Annotated in this window: 17 protein-coding genes and 1 pseudogene; 5 read left to right on the top strand and 13 right to left on the bottom strand. The window is 66.2% G+C overall.

What is annotated here, in order from left to right; all coding sequences use genetic code 11:
• The 5 genes from AB4Z16_RS19920 to AB4Z16_RS19900 all read right to left on the bottom strand — a co-directional run.
• A partial coding sequence (locus AB4Z16_RS19920; protein WP_441513068.1) for a flagellin N-terminal helical domain-containing protein occupies window positions 1-312 on the bottom strand: 312 nt, incomplete at its 3' end.
• A gap of 255 nt (window positions 313-567) precedes the next feature.
• On the bottom strand, window positions 568-1017 hold the full coding sequence (locus AB4Z16_RS19915; protein WP_441513067.1) for a hypothetical protein: 450 nt from the start codon (window positions 1015-1017) through the stop codon (window positions 568-570).
• 199 nt (window positions 1018-1216) lie between these two features.
• Window positions 1217-1705, bottom strand: coding sequence for a hypothetical protein (locus tag AB4Z16_RS19910; protein WP_441513066.1), 489 nt, complete (start codon window positions 1703-1705; stop codon window positions 1217-1219).
• Window positions 1692-2048: a rod-binding protein gene (locus AB4Z16_RS19905; RefSeq protein ID WP_441513065.1), complete on the bottom strand. Its 357-nt coding sequence runs from the start codon at window positions 2046-2048 to the stop codon at window positions 1692-1694. Before AB4Z16_RS19905 ends, AB4Z16_RS19910 begins: the two co-directional genes overlap by 14 nt.
• On the bottom strand, window positions 2048-3157 hold the full coding sequence (locus tag AB4Z16_RS19900; RefSeq protein ID WP_441513091.1) for a flagellar basal body P-ring protein FlgI: 1110 nt from the start codon (window positions 3155-3157) through the stop codon (window positions 2048-2050). Before AB4Z16_RS19900 ends, AB4Z16_RS19905 begins: the two co-directional genes overlap by 1 nt.
• Window positions 3158-3504: 347 nt before the next feature.
• On the opposite strand from AB4Z16_RS19900, the gene AB4Z16_RS19895 reads away from it, so the two are divergent.
• Complete coding sequence (locus tag AB4Z16_RS19895; RefSeq protein ID WP_441513064.1) at window positions 3505-3912, top strand: flagellar assembly protein FliX; 408 nt, start codon at window positions 3505-3507, stop codon at window positions 3910-3912.
• 51 nt (window positions 3913-3963) lie between these two features.
• On the opposite strand, the gene AB4Z16_RS19890 is transcribed toward AB4Z16_RS19895, so the two are convergent.
• From AB4Z16_RS19890 to AB4Z16_RS19875, 4 genes are all read right to left on the bottom strand, one after another.
• Window positions 3964-5136 carry an alpha/beta fold hydrolase gene (locus tag AB4Z16_RS19890; protein ID WP_441513063.1) on the bottom strand — a complete coding sequence of 391 codons (1173 nt, stop codon included), beginning with the start codon at window positions 5134-5136 and terminating at the stop codon, window positions 3964-3966.
• Between the two features lie 105 nt (window positions 5137-5241).
• A complete protein-coding gene (locus AB4Z16_RS19885) occupies window positions 5242-5787 on the bottom strand; it encodes a 2,4'-dihydroxyacetophenone dioxygenase family protein (RefSeq protein WP_441513062.1) in 546 nt (181 codons plus the stop codon).
• An 89-nt stretch (window positions 5788-5876) separates the two neighbouring features.
• Complete coding sequence (locus AB4Z16_RS19880) at window positions 5877-6614, bottom strand: SDR family NAD(P)-dependent oxidoreductase (RefSeq protein WP_441513061.1); 738 nt, start codon at window positions 6612-6614, stop codon at window positions 5877-5879.
• Window positions 6615-6692: 78 nt separating this feature from the next.
• On the bottom strand, window positions 6693-7508 hold the full coding sequence (locus AB4Z16_RS19875; protein ID WP_441513060.1) for a hypothetical protein: 816 nt from the start codon (window positions 7506-7508) through the stop codon (window positions 6693-6695).
• Window positions 7509-7723: 215 nt separating this feature from the next.
• Between AB4Z16_RS19875 and AB4Z16_RS19870 the strand changes: the two genes are divergently transcribed.
• Window positions 7724-8938: an NADP-dependent isocitrate dehydrogenase gene (locus AB4Z16_RS19870; RefSeq protein ID WP_441513059.1), complete on the top strand. Its 1215-nt coding sequence runs from the start codon at window positions 7724-7726 to the stop codon at window positions 8936-8938.
• Between the two features lie 185 nt (window positions 8939-9123).
• Here AB4Z16_RS19870 and AB4Z16_RS19865 read toward each other — a convergent pair whose 3' ends face one another.
• The gene (locus tag AB4Z16_RS19865; RefSeq protein WP_441513058.1) at window positions 9124-9927 is read right to left on the bottom strand and encodes an LssY C-terminal domain-containing protein; all 804 of its coding nucleotides are present in this window, start codon (window positions 9925-9927) and stop codon (window positions 9124-9126) included.
• A gap of 210 nt (window positions 9928-10137) precedes the next feature.
• Between AB4Z16_RS19865 and AB4Z16_RS19860 the strand changes: the two are divergent.
• Together AB4Z16_RS19860 and AB4Z16_RS19855 are read left to right on the top strand one after the other, a co-directional pair.
• Window positions 10138-10598, top strand: a pseudogene (locus AB4Z16_RS19860) (cupin domain-containing protein).
• Window positions 10599-10646: 48 nt separating this feature from the next.
• Window positions 10647-10835 (top strand): hypothetical protein, encoded by a 189-nt coding sequence (locus tag AB4Z16_RS19855; RefSeq protein ID WP_055728979.1) that lies wholly within the window; start codon window positions 10647-10649, stop codon window positions 10833-10835.
• Window positions 10836-10883: 48 nt separating this feature from the next.
• Here AB4Z16_RS19855 and AB4Z16_RS19850 read toward each other — a convergent pair whose 3' ends face one another.
• The 3 genes from AB4Z16_RS19850 to recA all read right to left on the bottom strand — a co-directional run bounded on the left by AB4Z16_RS19850 (window position 10884) and on the right by recA (window position 15443).
• Window positions 10884-11528, bottom strand: a complete 645-nt coding sequence (locus tag AB4Z16_RS19850; RefSeq protein WP_441513057.1) for a hypothetical protein — start codon at window positions 11526-11528, stop codon at window positions 10884-10886.
• A complete protein-coding gene (alaS, locus tag AB4Z16_RS19845) occupies window positions 11529-14171 on the bottom strand; it encodes an alanine--tRNA ligase (protein WP_441513056.1) in 2643 nt (880 codons plus the stop codon).
• 186 nt (window positions 14172-14357) lie between these two features.
• The gene (gene recA / locus AB4Z16_RS19840; RefSeq protein ID WP_441513055.1) at window positions 14358-15443 is read right to left on the bottom strand and encodes a recombinase RecA; all 1086 of its coding nucleotides are present in this window, start codon (window positions 15441-15443) and stop codon (window positions 14358-14360) included.
• A 287-nt stretch (window positions 15444-15730) separates the two neighbouring features.
• Here recA and AB4Z16_RS19835 point away from each other — a divergent pair, with 287 nt between their 5' ends.
• Window positions 15731-17044, top strand: coding sequence for an MFS transporter (locus AB4Z16_RS19835; RefSeq protein ID WP_441513054.1), 1314 nt, complete (start codon window positions 15731-15733; stop codon window positions 17042-17044).
• The last annotated feature ends 2 nt before the right edge of the window (window positions 17045-17046 follow it).

Raw genomic sequence — 17046 nt, 5'->3', positions numbered from 1 at the left:
GTTCTGGGCCGCGTCGGCCTGTGCCTGCTTCACCGTGGACTGGAGCGAGGACACCAGCTTGGTGATGCCGTCGATGCCCTTGGAGGCAGCCTGAATGGTCTGGATGCCGTTCGAGATGCCGTCGAGCAGGCCGGTGAGCTGGCTCGAACGCTCGTTCAGCGAAGCGGCGGTGAAGTAGTTGACCGGGCTGTCGATCGCCGAGTTGACCTTCTTGCCGGTGGCGAGACGGTTCTGGATCGCGGAAGCCTGGGTCTGGACCGAGGAGAGAGAGGAGACGGCGTTGCGAACGCCGGCGGAAAGCGTAACGGCCATAGTCGTGAACCCTTCTGGGATGGTGCCTTCTGGCGTCCGGGCCGTTCTGGCCAGGACGGGGCGACCCTGGAGGGCCAGCCCGTAACAACCGGTAAATTTCTCTCCTCAAATCGAGCTCAGGTCGGGGCTCGTCGGACCATGGTTAAGCGCCCGCTAACAGTGCGGAACTCCCAATGCCGATGCGGTGTATCCGACGCAAAAACGCCCGCGCTGGGCGCGGGCGGACGAGCATAGGAATAGAATGGGGAGGAAGAGTCAGGCCGTGCGTTCGACCTGATGGCGCTCGTCCTCGGCTTCGCGCGCCCGATCGCTGAGTTCGCGGGAATAGGCGCGCAGCTTCAGCAGGACCTCGTCGGGCAGTTGCGAGATCGTCTCGCCCGTCTCGCGATCCTTCTTCTGCAGAACGATCGCCCGGGTCTTCGGGTCGATGACGAGCTTGCGCTCCACGGTTTCGTCGACCGTGCGATTGGCGGTGCGGCCGTTCTGGTCATTGACGAAGGCACGGCGTTCGCCGTTTGCACGGCTCTGCGCATCGCGGGCATCCGCACGGACCTCGACATTCACCGCTGCGCCGGCGGAGGCGGATTGGACGGTCTTCTCGGGCGGCAGGTCGACCGCGACGCTGCCCGGCTGGGCGGTGACGTCGGCGCGGGTGACCGGTGCGGCGGTCGGCGCCACGATCCTGGGTGCGTTGCCGAATTCCATGACCACTCCTTCTGGAGCTGTTCGCGGCGCCGTTGCGCCGGTCTCGCCGATTGCCGGGGGCAGGGCACACCTGGCCGACTCTGCCCAAGATGACAGAAAAGATTGAATCTGCCGTTAGGGATTTAGGTAAATATTGAGGGTTTCCGGCGCAGCCGCGCCGGATTTGCAAGACAGGTTGCCGCCTTGAGCGAACCGCCGCTCACAGGCTCCGCGAAACGACGAGCGGGCCGGAGTTGGGCCGGGCGAAGGCGCCGGCGCCGACGGAGGCCGCGGGCCCGTAGCCATTCGCGCGCATCGGCCTGTTGGCGTCGGCGGCGAGGTCGCGGATGACGGATTCCGAGACGGCGCGAGCTGTCGCCAGCACGATCTGGTTGGTCTCGATCAGGTTCTGAAAGGCGAGATGGGCGTCCTTCAGGCGCTTGACCTGATCGGGCACGAAGCGCGCGAGCGCGACGGCGTTGAGCTTCACCTGTTCGACGCCGCGCATATAGATGCCGGCGAGCTCGGTCTTGCGGGGCTCGCGGCTCATCGCCTCCGGCAGGCGGCCGGCGCGGACGAGCTCGGTCTCCTCGCCGACGAGATGCGACAGCGCGCCGAGAGCTTCCAGCACGGCCTCGATCAGCGCACGCGCCGTCAGCGCATCGGCGACGCGCGGCCGCTCGTCCAGGATCAGATTAGCCGCCGACATTCGTCGCTCCGGACGCGGACTGCTCCTGAAGGCTGATCAGATCGCGCAGGATCTGGTCGGAGAGGCCGACGCCGCCCGCCTTCTGGATCTGCTTGGCGTATTGCTGGCTGAGCTGAGAGCGCCAGATGCCGCCGCCGGTGCCGTTCTCGCCGAGCGGGCCTTCGGTGCCTTCGCTCGCGGTCAGCCGATCGGTCATCTGCTCGAGAAACATCGTCTCGAAGTCATCGGCCTGCTTCTTGAGCTTGGCCTTGGCTGGATCGAGCGCCTCGGCGATGCCACTGGCGACCTTGCCGGCGATGCCGAGCGCCAGATTGGCTGCGGGGAGGGCGAGAGCGGCGGTCATCACATCACCTCGATTTCGGCCTGCAGGGCGCCTGCCGACTTGATGGCCTGGAGAATGGAGATCAGATCGCGCGGGCCGATGCCGAGCGCGTTGAGCCCGTCGACGAGCTCGGCCAGGGTCACGCTTTCCTTGACCAGAGCGAGCTTGTTGCCGCCGCCGGTGTCGACCTTGACGCTGGTCTGCGGTGTCACCACGGTCCGACCGCGGGCGAATTCATTGGGCTGGCTGACCTGCGGCGTCTCGCTGATCGTGACCGTGAGGTTGCCCTGCGCCACCGCGACGGTGGAGACTCGCACATCCTTGCCCATCACGATGATGCCGGAGCGCTCGTCGATGACGATGCGGGCAAGCTGGTCGGGCTCGACGCGCAGCTGCTCGATATCGGTCAGCAGCCGGATCATGTTGCCCTTGAAGCGCGGCGGAATCTGCAGCACGACGGTCGAGGGATCGGTGGGCTCGGCGGAGTCGCCACCGACGAAGTCGTTGATCGCGGCGGCCATGCGACGCGCGGTCGTCAGGTCGGGATTGCGCAGCGACAGCCGCAGGGTCGAGAGCTTGTTCAGCGCGAAGTCGATCTCGCGCTCGACGACACCACCATTGGCGATGCGGCCGACGGTCGGCACGCCGCGGGTGATCTTGCTCGCCTCGCCCTCGGCCGAAAAGCCGGAGATCGCGACCGGTCCCTGCGAGACGGCATAGACCTCGCCATCGGCGCCGAGGAGCGGGGTGACGAGCAGCGTGCCGCCCTGGAGCGATTTGGAGTCGCCCATGGCGGAAACGGTGACGTCGACTCGGGTGCCCTGCGTGGAGAAGGGCGGCAGGTTGGCGGTCACCATCACCGCGGCGACGTTGGCGGTGCGCATATTGGCGCCGCGCGTGTTGACGCCGAGGCGCTCGAGCATCGCCTGCAGGGACTGCTTGGTGAAGGGCGTGTTGTTCAGCGTGTCGCCGGTGCCGTTGAGGCCGACGACGATGCCGTAGCCGAGCAGCTGGTTGGTGCGCACGCCCTCGATCGCGGCGAGATCCTTGATGCGCGAGAGCGCGAACACCGGCTGTGACGACAAGCCGATCGCCACGGCCAGCAGAGCGGCCAGCGGCTTCAGCAGCATCGTCAGGGCGGAGTTGCGGAACATGCTGCGGCACCAGGGGGCAGTTTCAAGTCCACAGGCCCTTGCGAGGGGCGTGCCAGCCGGACTGAAATAGAAAAGCCTTGTTTGTCAGCCATTTGGAGCTATGCGCCATCCTCGGTCACGGTCCATGGAGGCTGCGGTTCCTGCCGGGGCGGCAGTTTCTGCCGGGTAGTTTACCGGTTGTTAACCACGCCGGGCGAGTTTCAGGTCACTCTGGTTCGCCGCGCGCCCTGATCGGGCGCATGGTGGCGATCCATCCGTTTATTGCATCGGATTCGCCCGAAAAGCGGCTTCCACTTTTCGGCCCGATGCTAGCGAGGCCGCCGATGATCAGGATCGACCAGCGCGCGCCCGTTTCGAATGCCGGCCCGGCCAGTTCCGCGAGGCGCTCGAGCGGCGCTTCCTTCGCGCTTCCAACACAGGATTCCGCCTCCACCGCCCGCAGCGGCGGCGTCGGGTCGACCGGCCCGCTCGATACGCTGCTGGCGGTGCAAGCGGAGGAAGATACCCAGGACCGCAAACGCCGGCAGGCACGGCGCGGACATGACCTGCTTGACGGGCTCGACCGGCTGAAGGCCGCGCTGCTCGCCGGCCGGGTGCTGCCTTCCGAGCTGGAGCGGCTGCGCACGATGCTGGCGCTCCGGCGCGAGACGACCGACGATCCGCGCCTGGACGAGGTGCTCGCTCATATCGAGCTGCGTGCCGCTGTGGAACTCGCCAAGCTCGGTCGATAGCGGGCTCCGCCGGATCGCCCGAGACGGGCCATCGCGGCGGAACGCAAATCCTTATTTCGGCTGGGTGCAGTCGTTCGGTGGCGGTGCGCCGTTGAAGCGCTGTTCCATCCAGTCGACCGCCGCTGCGGCACTGTCCTCGGCGGCCGGTAGGTGGCCTACCCCCTGTAGTGCCTCGAACCGCACCGCACTCCCGGCAGCGCAAAGCTTGTCTGCATAGTTGCGCGTGACCTGCGGTCTGACCAGCGTGTCCTCCGTGCCCTGCGCCAGAAAGACCGGGATGCCGCGCGGCACGAGACCGGGCGAGTTCCGGTCGAGCAGCGAATGCCAGGGCTGGCGGGCGGCAAAGTCTTCGTCGATGAGGAATTTGCGCTCCAGCGCCTTGGTCGGGCGCAACCGGCTCAGGATGTCGGGCAGGCTTTCGATGCAGTCCGCGGCGAGCACGTCGACGACCGGGATCGCCTGCTCGTAGATGATCTTCGTCAGGGGGGCCTTGTAGACGCGTGTCCACGACCAGAGGGTCATCGCGGTCAGATTGCGGCCGCCATCGGTGTCGATGTCGTCGGCCAGGAGCGGGCCGAGCTCGGTCGCAGGCGCGGCGGCAGCGACGCCGACCAGATTGAGTTCGGGGGCCAGGCGTTTCGCCAGAATGCCGGTGAACAGCGCCGCGTGTCCCCCCTGCGAATGACCCCAGACGGCGAAGCGTCGCCCGGCGGAGGCGCCGGCAAGTTGACGGGCTGCCCGCACCGAGTCGATCACGGACCGGCCCTCGCTCTCACCGACCAGATAGGGATGCGTCCCCGGCGCGCCGAGGCCCGGATAGTCCGTCGCCGCGACGATGTATCCGCGCGCAATCATCGCACGCAGGCCCTGGATGGACTGGAAGATATCGCCGGCGCGCGACGGCCCGCATTGCGGCTGGACGCCGGTCGTCGGATGCGCCCAGGCCACGATCGGACGGCCTCCCGGCGGAACGGGGCCTGACGGGACGATCGCAACGCCGGACACGGCGATCGGCTTTCCGTCGAGCCCGACCGAGCGATAGAGCATCCGATAGGCGGTCGCGCCCTCCGGCGTTCCTTTGAGGATTTCCGTACGTATCACCGTTCCGGGGCGCCCTCCGGCGATTTCGGCGGTCGTCGGCGTGTAGAAATCCGATTGTGCCCCGGCCGGAGAGGTGGAGAAGGCAGCCGACATCCAGATCAGCAGGGTGATGACGAGCCGCATAAGTGTTTCTCCGGGGAGCAGGCGCAGACTTCAGCGTCCGGTGACTAGCCCAGATATCGTTTAGCAATTGCTTCTGCGGGGAGCTCAGATCGGCGCCCGGCCCCGTTACCGGATGAACTGGTCCACGTATTCAGCGCCCAGCCCATTGCCAGCATAATGCGCCCTGCATTTGTCGATGCGGGTGAAGACGTCGTCGTAGCCGAGGCATTTGCCGTCCGGATCGACATAGATCATCGCGCCGTTCACCTGGAACATCGTGATCATCTCCTCGACATCGGGATCGACCACCAGTGTATGAGTCTCGCCCGGAGCCTCGTAGACATAGGCGCCTTCGGTCGCGACCCAGTCATGCTCGAGATAGCGCCACTTGCCCTTCAGCACATAGCCGTGGACCGGCAATGGATGACGGTGGCGCGAGAGCACGCCGGCGCGGCGGACCTTGAGCAGGTTCATCCAGTAGCCGCGCGAGGTGCAAAGGAGCAGGGGGCGGAACCAGATATTGTCGTCCACCGGCACCCAGACGCGCTCGTCGGTGGGGATCACATCAGGGACGATCAGCTCCGGCGGCGATTCCTTCGGTTGCGGGTGGCGATAGGGCGTCCAGCGCTCTTCCTGCGTGGCCGCGACGGGGATTGGGCTCGTGGTGTTCATGGCGTCTCTCCCGTGCTGATGTTCTGATTCAAGTGGTGCGCAATCCGATTCAGGTTTCCAGCCCAAGTTGCTGAGCAGGAATCGCTTTTCTAGACGGCGAGGTAGCCGCCATCGACCGGCAGGATGGCGCCGGTGACGAACTGCGCCGCATCGGACAGCAGGAAGGCGATGGCGCCGCCGACATCGCCGGGCTTGCCCCAGCGGCCCATTGGCGTGCGGGCGAGGATCGGCGCCGAGCGCTCGGCATCCTCGACCAGCGGGCGGGTCAGTTCCGTCTCGATCCAGCCCGGTGCGACGGCGTTGACGCGGATGCCGTCCTGCGCCCAGGCGGCGCCGAGAGACTTGGTGAGCTGGCCGATGCCGCCCTTCGAGGCCGCATAGCCCGGCGCGAAGGGCGAGCCATGGAAGGTCAGCATCGAGGCGATGTTGACGATGGCGCCGCCGGCCTTGTCCGCGCCCTTGGCGGCGAGCTTGTCCTTCGCCGCGAGGCACATCCGCATCGTGCCGGTGAGATTGACCTCGATGGTCAGGCGGAAGGCGTCGATCTCGAATTCCTTGCCGCCGCGCTGGATCATGCCGGCGCAGTTCACCAGCGCGTCGAGGCGCGGGCAGGTTGCGACAATGGCGGCAACCTGATCGTCGCTGGTGACGTCGAGCCGGGCATGGCGGATGGCGGGATGGCCCGGCGCTGCCGCGACGTCCTCGTCGGTCAGGCCGGTGGCGAGAACCTCATAGCCGGCCTGGGCCAAGGCGAGGGCGGCGCCGGCGCCGATGCCGCGCGTGCCACCGGTGACGAGAGCGAATTTGGTCGAAGTCGATTGTGTCATGAGCCGAAGGCTAGTGCGGCCTTCGACAAGGGGAAAGGCGGCCCGGCGCAGGCCGCCATGCAACGACGGTCGGGTCGGTTACTGCAGCTGGTATTTGAGGGAGAGCATGGCCCGTCCAAGCGTCTCGTAGTCGGAGGCGACCAGCGGCAGCTTGCGCGCCAGCGTCACGTCAAAGGATGTCTGCCAGGGCAGGTCGGCGAATTTGGCGAGATCCACCGAGAGCTTCATCGTCGGCGTCAGGGCCGTATGAAGGCCATCGCCCGGCGCAAACACGTAGTTGCCGGCCATGGCGAGTTGGGAAGTCAGCGTCAGATGCGGCAGCAGTTCCTGGCGATAGCCGATGAGGGCCTCGCCGGTCTGCTCGGGGTTGCCGTAGAGCGAGCCGCCGCCGCCGGTGGAAAGGCCCCAGATGAAGCCCGCACCGGCGGATACGGGCTGGGCGAGCCGCCAGTTGATCCGGGCATCGCGCGTCGCGCCGGCGCTTGCCGGGTCGGAGACAGTCGTCGAGAGCGAGAAGACTTCCTTGCCCAGCCTGAAGCCGACCGAGCGGTCCTGAGCGGCACTCATCATGTCCTGCCGCGCGGCGAAGCCGTCGCGGATGATGTCGACGGGTATCGGCGCCCTGGCGCGCAGATGGGCGCCCGATGCGGCATTGGCACGGCCGATCGCGGCGAGCGTCGGATTGAACACGACTGCGTCGGCATTGTCGCCGGCCGGCAGCGAAGCTTCCATCTCCGCGGCGTCGGGGTCCTGCAGAGCCGCGCGCGGGATGGGCAGTTGGATGGCACCCTCCGGCATCACCTCCTGAGCCGCGGCGGGCGCGGGAGAAAGAGATGCGGCAAGAAGGAGCGCCGCCGGTGCCGCGGCAGTACCGTTGAAATTGAAGCGGAACACGTCGTTCGTCCTGTCGCTATGACGAGCGGCAGGTCAGGCTAGGTGGGGAAGGTGCCGATTTTGCGGCGGCGCAACATAATCGCGCCGTTGCCCGGTTGCCCGAAAGCCGCGCTTCCCCCGCCGCTCCGAACCCGCTAGGAAGCGACCCAGCCGCGGACGGTGGCGGAAAGCCGCAGTTTCGGATCGTTCTATCTGGAGAGAGCAGGGGTTATCGCATGAGCAAGATCAAGGTCGCCAACCCGATCGTCGACATGGACGGCGACGAGATGACCCGGATCATCTGGCAGAAGATCAAGGACACGCTGATCTTCCCGTATCTCGACCTCGAGCTCGACTACTACGACCTCTCCGTCGAGAACCGCGACGCCACCAACGACCAGGTCACGATCGACGCGGCCAACGCCACGAAGAAGCATGGCGTCGCCGTGAAGTGCGCGACCATCACGCCGGACGAGGCCCGCGTGAAGGAGTTCAACCTCAAGGAGATGTGGAAGTCGCCGAACGGCACGATCCGCAACATCCTCGGCGGCGTGATCTTCCGCGAGCCGATCATCTGCAAGAACGTGCCGCGCCTCGTGCCGGGCTGGACTCAGCCGATCGTCATCGGCCGCCATGCCTATGGCGACCAATATCGCGCGACCGATTTCAAGTTCCCGGGCAAGGGCACGCTCTCGATCAAATTCGTCGGCGAGGACGGCAACGTCATCGAGAAGGAGGTCTTCAAGGCTCCCGAAGCCGGCGTCGCCATGGCGATGTACAACCTCGACGAGTCGATCCGCGACTTCGCCCGCGCCTCGCTCAACTATGGCCTGATGCGCAAGTATCCGGTCTATCTTTCGACCAAGAATACGATTCTCAAGACCTATGACGGCCGCTTCAAGGACATCTTCCAGGAGATCTACGAGAAGGAGTTCAAGGCCGAATTCGACAAGCTCGGCATCACCTACGAGCACCGCCTGATCGACGACATGGTCGCGTCCGCGATGAAGTGGTCGGGCGGCTATGTCTGGGCCTGCAAGAACTACGATGGCGACGTGCAGTCCGACACCGTGGCGCAGGGCTTCGGCTCGCTCGGCCTGATGACCTCCGTGCTGATGACGCCGGACGGCAAGACCGTCGAGGCCGAGGCCGCCCACGGAACGGTGACCCGCCACTACCGCGAGCATCAGAAGGGCCGGGAGACCTCGACCAACTCGATCGCTTCGATCTTCGCCTGGACGCGTGGCCTCGCCCACCGTGCCAAGCTCGACAACAACGCCGAGCTCGCGAAGTTCGCCTCGCTGCTCGAGAAGGTCACGGTCGACACCGTCGAGGCCGGCGACATGACCAAGGACCTCGCGCTGCTGGTCGGCGCCGAGCAGAAGTGGCTCTCGACCACCGGCTTCCTCGAGAAGGTCAGCGAGAACATGAAAAAGGCGATGGCCGCCTGAGGCGCGCCCTCCCGCGAAAGTCGCGAAGCCCGGCCGAAAGGCCGGGCTTTTTCCATTGGCGGCACGAAACGAGTCCGTCGCCGCACATGTTTTGGGATGGCTGGATTCGCCGGCCTCGCAGGTTCCGATCCGGCAGCGGGCGCGCGCCCACGAAATAAGGTCGTCTCTCAGCGTGAAGCCCGGGATCAATCTGCGATTGCGTCGCCGACGCCGTGCCAGATTTGATCCTTGAGCGCGATGAGCGGGGGCGCGGGAATCCTCACAGGCGGCTCCATTCGCCTGGTGCCATCGATCACCAAAGTGGCGATGTAGATCTCGCCATCGGTGCAATAGGGGTCGCCTTCACCATTCCGGCCGAACAAGGTCGGGCCCACCCCGGAAATCTGGAAGAAGTTCTGGACCATGCCGGCCTTGCCGAGATCATGCATCAGCATGTCACGCTCGGCGTCGATATTGGGTGCAATGTGGTGCGTCACCTGGCCGGTATCGTGGCTGAAGCCGACGCCCCGGTCGAAAGTGACGGAGCCCAGCCAGACCGGCCGCCCATCACTTCCCTTATCGAGGACCATCCAGAACCGGACGTGGTGTCGGCGGTCCGCGCTCGTACCCTCCGGCTTTTCGAATGCAAGCTGCTCTTTTTTGCCCTCATAGTACAGCGGACTGACAGGCGCGTCGTGATAGGGCCGGTCGAGCGCCACGCTGCCGACAATCTCGATGCTCGTCCGCAAGGTAATCGGGTCGGCCGGATACCAGCCGGCCGCATGCATGGCACGCAGAGCGTCGTCTCTGCTGCCGACGAAGCCAACATTGAGCGCGTCGCCGGGGATACCGCTCGCGGTACGTGTCACCATGGGCAAGGAGGCGAGGCCCGGCTCATGCTCATGGTGACGCCACAGAAGGGGTAGTATGAAATAGGCGAGCAGCAGGTAGGCGACGAGCGCACCTGCCAGGACGATCCACCACCGTCGCCTGCTCGCGATCTGACCCATTTCCGACATCGATTCGATTGCGGTCGCCTCTGCGGGGCTTCCGGAGCTTCCCAGCCTGTGCAGCCTAATCCGCCGCAAAGGACGCTGGCTATTGTCCCTTGGTGTCCTTTGTCCCCTTCGTTGAAAGCTTTGCGCGACAGATGGAACGGCCCAGTTCATCGGGCGTTGTTGATCGCCGGCGCGATGCGCCCGCGCCGCCGGAGGTCATCCATGCCAAAGATCGATCTCGCCGTTGTCCCGGAGGTCCGGGGCTCAGGCTATCCGGCGCCGTTCAATGCGCCCTGCGCCGGGCGCCTGCGGCAGCGGCTCGGCGAGGCCGGAGGCTTGAAGGATTTCGGGGTCAATCTGATGCGTGTGCCGCCGGGCGGCTGGTCCTCGCAGCGACATTGGCATTCGCATGAGGACGAGTTCGTCTATGTGGTGGCGGGCGAGCTCGTGCTCGTCGAGGATGCGGGCGAGACACTGCTGCGTGCCGGCGCGTGCGCCGCCTTTCCCAAGAACAGCGGTGATGGCCACCATCTGATCAATCGTACGACGCGATGGCGGTTTATCTCGAGATGGGCTCGCGCTGGCCAGCCGACGTGACCACTTGCTCCGATATCGATATGATGAGCGCCAATGCGGATGGGCGCTTCGTCCACGAGAATGGCGAGCCCTATCCCGCAGGCTAGGGGCGCGGACTGTCGCTGTAAGAAGACTGGCCGATACGGAGAGCTGGGATGCCTGAGAACGCTTCGCAGATGGAGCTTGATGAGCGGATTGCCATTGCTCGGAGGAACATCGCCGAGTTGATGGAACAGGCGACGGGCGTGTCGGGCGCCGCCGCCGAGGAGCGTCTGGCGACGCGGCTCAATGAGCAGCAGGATCTGCTCAACGAACTGCTCAAGAAACGCGAAGCGATGGGCTGAGACGTTCGCCGCGCATTCCTGCTCGCAGGTGCGCGGCGGTCGTCCCGATCACTCCACGACGACGGGATGGCGGGCGAGAATGCGTAGCCCGCTGACAGGCGCGTTCATGACATAGCGGAGCTCGTAGGGGCCGGATTGTTCCGGCGCTTCGAGCACGGCTTCGACATTCTCCGCCGGAAAGAACCGCGGGCCTTCGGCCTCGATGGGAGAGTCGGCCGGAACCAGCACGACACGATCCTGATCACCGTTCGGCCCGATGCCGCGCACCGGCAGCGCCTGGCCGCGGCCGACGCGGGCGGGCGCGGCGAGCGTCGCACTGGGCTCGGTGGTGACAAGCGGCTGGCGCAGCAGGATCGCAGGCGCGCCGTCCTTCGCGACGGTGAGGCGCAGCTCATAGATTCCGGCGAGGCCGGGAGTCGGCAGGGCGGGAACCGTGTTGCGCGGCTCGACGACGACGATGGCGCTGCTGGCGGCATCATCCGGCCGGGCGATCGCAAGGCGCGCACCCTGCGGCGCCCGGGTGAGGAAGACACTCAGCGGCGCGCCGGCCATGATCGTCCGCGCGGCCGACATGCCGGGCTCGGTCGCAGGAGCCGGCTTCTTCTTCTGCGCCAAAGCGGCCGCCGGCCAGAAGCCGACAGCCAGGAGGAGGCCGCGGCGGGAGAGCGCCTGGCCTGTCCCGCCGACCGTCATTCAGCCCATCGCAGCCGCGACGGCGTCGAGCGCGTCCTGCGCCTTGCTGCCGTCCGGCCCGCCGGCCTGGGCCATGTCGCGGCGACCGCCGCCGCCCTTGCCGCCAAGCTGCTCGGAGGCCGCGCGGACCAGCGCGACCGCGTCGAAACGCTCGGTCAGATCGGGCGTGACGCCGACGACGACGCCGGCCTTGCCGTCATCGGCGACGCCGACGATGGCGACGACGCCGGAGCCGACGCGCGCCTTGGCCTCGTCGGCGAGGCTTTTCAAATCCTTCATCTCGATGCCGGTAACGGCGCGCGCCAGCAGCTTGGCGCCGGCGACCTCACGCACCGGATCCTCGGCCGCGCCGCCGCCGCCCATGGCGAGCTTCTTGCGGGCTTCGGTGAGTTCGCGGTCGAGCTTGCGGCGCTCTTCGATGAGCGCGGCGAGGCGGTTGCCGGCCTCGGTTGCCGGCACCTTCAGGAGGCTCGCCAGCCCTTCGAGCAGGCGCGATTCCTCGTTGAGGCGCAGGCGGGCTCCGTTGCCGGTCATGGCTTCGAGACGGCGCACGCCGGCCGCGACGGCGCCCTCGCCGACAATGCTGACCAGGCCGATATCGCCGGTGCGGGCAGCATGAGTGCCGCCGCAAAGCTCGACCGAATAGGCGCGTCCGGCGGGATTCGTGCCCATCGCGACGACGCGGACTTCGTCACCGTACTTCTCGCCGAAGAGGGCGCGGGCGCCGGAGGCGATGGCCTCGTCGACGCTCATCAGGCGGGTCGTCACCGGCTCGTTCTTCAGCACGATGGCGTTGGCGATCTCCTCGACCTCGCGTAGTTCCTCCTCGCTGATCGGCTTGGGATGCGAGAAGTCGAAGCGCAGACGATCGGGCGAGACCAGTGAGCCCTTCTGCGCGACATGGTCGCCGAGGACGAGGCGCAGCGCCTCGTGAAGCAGGTGGGTCGCCGAATGGTTGGCGCGGATCGCGGTGCGGCGATCGCGGTCGACGATCAGCTCGACCGGTTGGCCGAGCTGCAATTCGCCTTCCTTGACCGTGACGGCATGGGCGAAGACATCGCCGAGCTTCTTCTGGACGTCCGTGACCTCGGCGACCGTGTCGGCGCCGCGGACGAGACCGGCATCGCCGACCTGACCGCCGGACTCGCCGTAGAACGGCGTCTGGTTGACCAGCATGAAGCCGCTCTCGCCGGCCTTCAGCGACGGGACTTCGGCGTTGTCGCGGATCAGGGCGGTGACCACGCCCTCGGCCGTCTCGGTGTCGTAGCCGAGGAACTCGGTGGCTCCGAGCTTGTCGCGCAATGGGAACCAGAGCGTCTCGGTCGCAGCCTCGCCGGAGCCGGACCAGGCGGCACGCGCCTTGGCCTTCTGCTGCTGCATGGCGGCATCGAAGCCCTCGGTATCGACTGTGATCTCGCGGGCGCGCAGCGCGTCCTGCGTCAGGTCGAGCGGGAAGCCGTAGGTGTCGTAGAGCGTGAAGGCGACGTCGCCCTTGAGGCTCTGGCCGGCGACGAGGTCCTTCGAGGCGTCGTCGAGCAGGGTGAGGCCGCGCGCCAGCGTGGTGCGGAACCGGGTTTCCTCGAGCTTCAGCGTCTCGGTGATCAGCGCCTCGGCGCGCAGCAACTCGGGATAGGCGCGGCCCATCTCGCGAGTTAGGGCGGGCACGAGCTTGTAGAGCAGCGGCTCCTTGGCGCCGAGGAGCTGCGCATGGCGCATGCCGCGGCGCATGATCCGGCGCAGGACGTAGCCGCGGCCCTCATTGGAGGGCAGCACGCCGTCGGCGATCAGGAAGGCGGAGCAGCGCAGATGGTCGGCGATGACGCGGTGGCTCGCCTTCATCGGCCCATCGGCATCGACGGAGGTCAGGTCGGCGATGGCGCTGATCAGGGCGCGGAACAAATCGATATTGTAGTTGTCATGCGTGCCCTGGAGCACGGCGGCGATGCGCTCCAGCCCCATGCCGGTGTCGATCGAGGGGCGCGGCAGATTGGTGCGGATGCCGCCCGCAGCCTCCTCGTATTGCATGAACACGAGGTTCCAGATCTCGATGAAGCGATCGCCGTCCTCCTCGGCGGAGCCCGGCGGGCCGCCCCAGATATGGTCGCCGTGATCGAAGAAGATCTCGGAGCAGGGGCCGCAGGGGCCGGTGTCGCCCATGCGCCAGAAATTCGCCGAGGTCGGAATGCGGATGATCTTGTCGTCGGTCAGGCCGGCGATCTTCTTCCACAGGCCATGGGCCTCGTCGTCCTCGGAATAGACGGTAACGAGGAGCTTGTCCTTCGGCAGGCCGAATTCGCGCGTGACCAGCGTCCAGGCGTGATGGATCGCCTGCTCCTTGAAATAGTCGCCGAAGGAGAAGTTCCCCAGCATCTCGAAGAAGGTGTGGTGGCGCGCGGTGTAGCCGACATTGTCGAGGTCGTTGTGCTTGCCGCCGGCGCGCACGCATTTCTGGGCGGTTGTGGCGCGCGAATAGGGACGCTTCTCCTGCCCGGTGAAGACGTTCTTGAACTGCACCATGCCCGAATTGGCGAACATCAGCGTCGGGTCGTTGCGCGGTACGAGCGGGCTCGACGGCACGACTTCATGGCCGTTGGACTTGAAGTAGTCGAGGAAGGTCGACCGGATATCGTTGACGCCGCTCATCGCTGTTTGCGCTTCTCAACTCGGGCAGGGGCCGGGCAGGTCCGGCAGGAAGGTCCGGTTCTAGTCAGGCGGCCCGCCCCTGTCCAGAAAGCTTGACGCAGCGCACACCCGGCAAGGCCTTATTCTCAAACGAAAAGGGCGGCCCGAAGGCCGCCCTTGCATCGTTCCGCGCCAGAGCAGTCCGGCTCAGGCCTCACCCTCGTCGAGATCGTCGTCGGTCGGGTTCGCCTGGTCGAGGATGCGGTCGGCGACGAGGCCGGAGTTCTGCCGGATCGTGGCCTCGATCTTCGCGGCGAGATCGGGGTTGTTCTTGAGGAAGGTCTTGGCGTTCTCGCGGCCCTGGCCAAGACGCTGGCTGTCGAAGGAGAACCAGGCGCCCGACTTCTCGACCATGCCTGCCTTGACGCCGAGGTCGATCAGCTCGCCGACCTTCGAGATGCCCTCGCCGAACATGATGTCGAACTCGACCTGCTTGAAGGGCGGCGCGACCTTGTTCTTCACGACCTTGACGCGGACCTGGTTGCCGGTCGCCTCGTCCCGCTCCTTCAGCGTCGAGACGCGGCGGATGTCGAGGCGCACGGAAGCGTAGAACTTGAGCGCGTTGCCGCCAGTGGTGGTCTCGGGCGAGCCGTACATCACGCCGATCTTCATGCGGATCTGGTTGATGAAGATCACCATGCAGTTCGAGCGCGAGATCGAGGCCGTGAGCTTGCGCAGCGCCTGGCTCATCAGGCGGGCCTGCAGGCCAGGTTGGACATCGCCCATCTCGCCTTCGATTTCGGCGCGGGGCGTGAGCGCTGCGACGGAATCGACCACGAGCACATCGATCGCCCCGGAGCGGACGAGGGTGTCGGTGATCTCGAGCGCCTGTTCGCCGGTGTCGGGCTGGGAGATCAGCAGGTCGTCGAGATTGACGCCGAGCTTGCGGGCATAGACCGGATCGAGCGCATGTTCGGCATCGACAAAGGCGCAGACGCCGCCCTTCTTCTGCGCCTCGGCGATGGTGTGCAGCGCCAGCGTCGTCTTGCCCGAGGATTCAGGCCCGTAGATCTCGATGACGCGGCCCTTGGGCAGGCCGCCGACACCCAGCGCGATGTCGAGGCCAAGCGAGCCCGTAGAGATCGTCTCGATCTCGATCGCCTGCGGGTTCTTGCCGAGCCGCATGATCGAACCCTTGCCGAAGGCGCGTTCGATCTGGGAGAGCGCCGCATCGAGCGCCTTGGCCTTGTCCATCGAGGAGCCTTCCACAAGTCTGAGGTTTGCCTGATTCACAGTTCGGGCTCCTTATGGCAGGGCCAAGGGGACATCTCAATCAGTCTTGACAGCAGAATGATCACTCTTTGTTCCCGTCAGCAAGTTCTTTTTTTGTTCTGTATGTCAGCTTGTGTCAGGAGGGGCAATTTGAGCCTCCCCCGTTATGCTATTTTATCATGCGGTATTTCTTGTGATCCCCATCGTATGCGATTGGTGCATGGCTGGCCGCTGCGTTTCCCATCTCGGTGCCCGCCGTTTCCTGTTATTGCGCGGGGAATCTCCATTTGTTTTCGAAAGTTGCCAACGTGTCCTCCGCCCCCGCCCAAACGGCCCCGAACTCGCCGCGACGCATCCTGCTGGCGAGCCTGATCGGCACGACGATCGAGTTCTTCGACTTCTACATCTACGCGACGGCTGCGGTGATCGTGTTCCCGAAGCTGTTCTTTCCGGGCGGCGATCCGACCACCGCCATGCTCCAGTCCTTCGCGACCTTCGCGATCGCCTTCTTCGCGCGGCCGATCGGCGCCGCCATCTTCGGCCATTTCGGCGATCGCATCGGCCGCAAGGCGTCGCTCGTCGCCGCGCTGATGACGATGGGGCTCTCGACCGTGGCCATCGGCCTGCTGCCAACCTATGCCGCGGTCGGCGTGCTCGCGCCGCTGCTGCTGGCGCTCTGCCGGCTTGGGCAGGGGCTCGGCCTCGGGGGCGAGTGGGGCGGGGCGGTGCTGCTCGCGACTGAGAATGCCCCTCCCGGCAAATCGGCCTGGTACGGCATGTTCCCGCAACTCGGCGCGCCTGTGGGCTTCATCCTCGCGACCGGCAGCTTCCTCGCGCTCGACGCGCTGCTGACCGATGAGCAGTTCTTCAGCTTCGGCTGGCGCATCCCGTTCATCGCCAGCGCATTGCTCGTCTTCATGGGGCTCTATGTCCGCCTCCGGATCAGCGAGACACCTGCCTTCCGCAAGGCGATGGAGAAGCACGAACGGGTGCGCGTGCCCTTCGTCAGCGTCTTCGCCGAGCACAAGCTCGCGCTGCTCTGCGGCACTTTCGCGGCGCTCGCGACCTTCGTGCTGTTCTACCTGATGACCGTGTTCTCGCTGAGCTGGGGCACGACGAAGCTCGGCTTCTCGCGCGATCAATTCCTGCCACTGCAGATGATCGGGGTCGTGTTCTTCGGCCTGACCATCCCGGTCTCGGCCGTGCTGGCCGATCGCTTCGGGCGCCGCCAGACCCTGTTGGCGACGACGCTGGGCATTGCCGTTTTCGGCTTCGTGCTGGCGCCGCTCTTCGGCTCGGGCAGCACACTCGGCGTGCTCGCCTTCTTCGTCGTCGGGCTGTCGCTGATGGGCTTCACCTACGGGCCGCTGGGCACGGCGCTGGCGGAGATGTTCCCGACATCCGTGCGCTATACCGGCGCCTCACTCACCTTCAATCTCGGCGGGATCGTCGGCGCTTCGCTCGCTCCTTACGTCGCGACCTGGCTCGCGACCGAGAAGGGTCTGCCCTTCGTCGGCTATTATCTCAGCCTCTCGGCCGTGATCACCATCCTGGCACTGATCGGGGTGAGCGCGCTGGCTTCGCGGCAGGGCGCGGATGTCAGCGCGGCTCCGGCGCGCTGAGG

The organism is Allobosea sp. TAF32, assembly GCF_052113585.1.
GTDB lineage: Bacteria > Pseudomonadota > Alphaproteobacteria > Rhizobiales > Beijerinckiaceae > Allobosea.
This window is presented reverse-complemented; position numbering and strand designations above follow the sequence as displayed.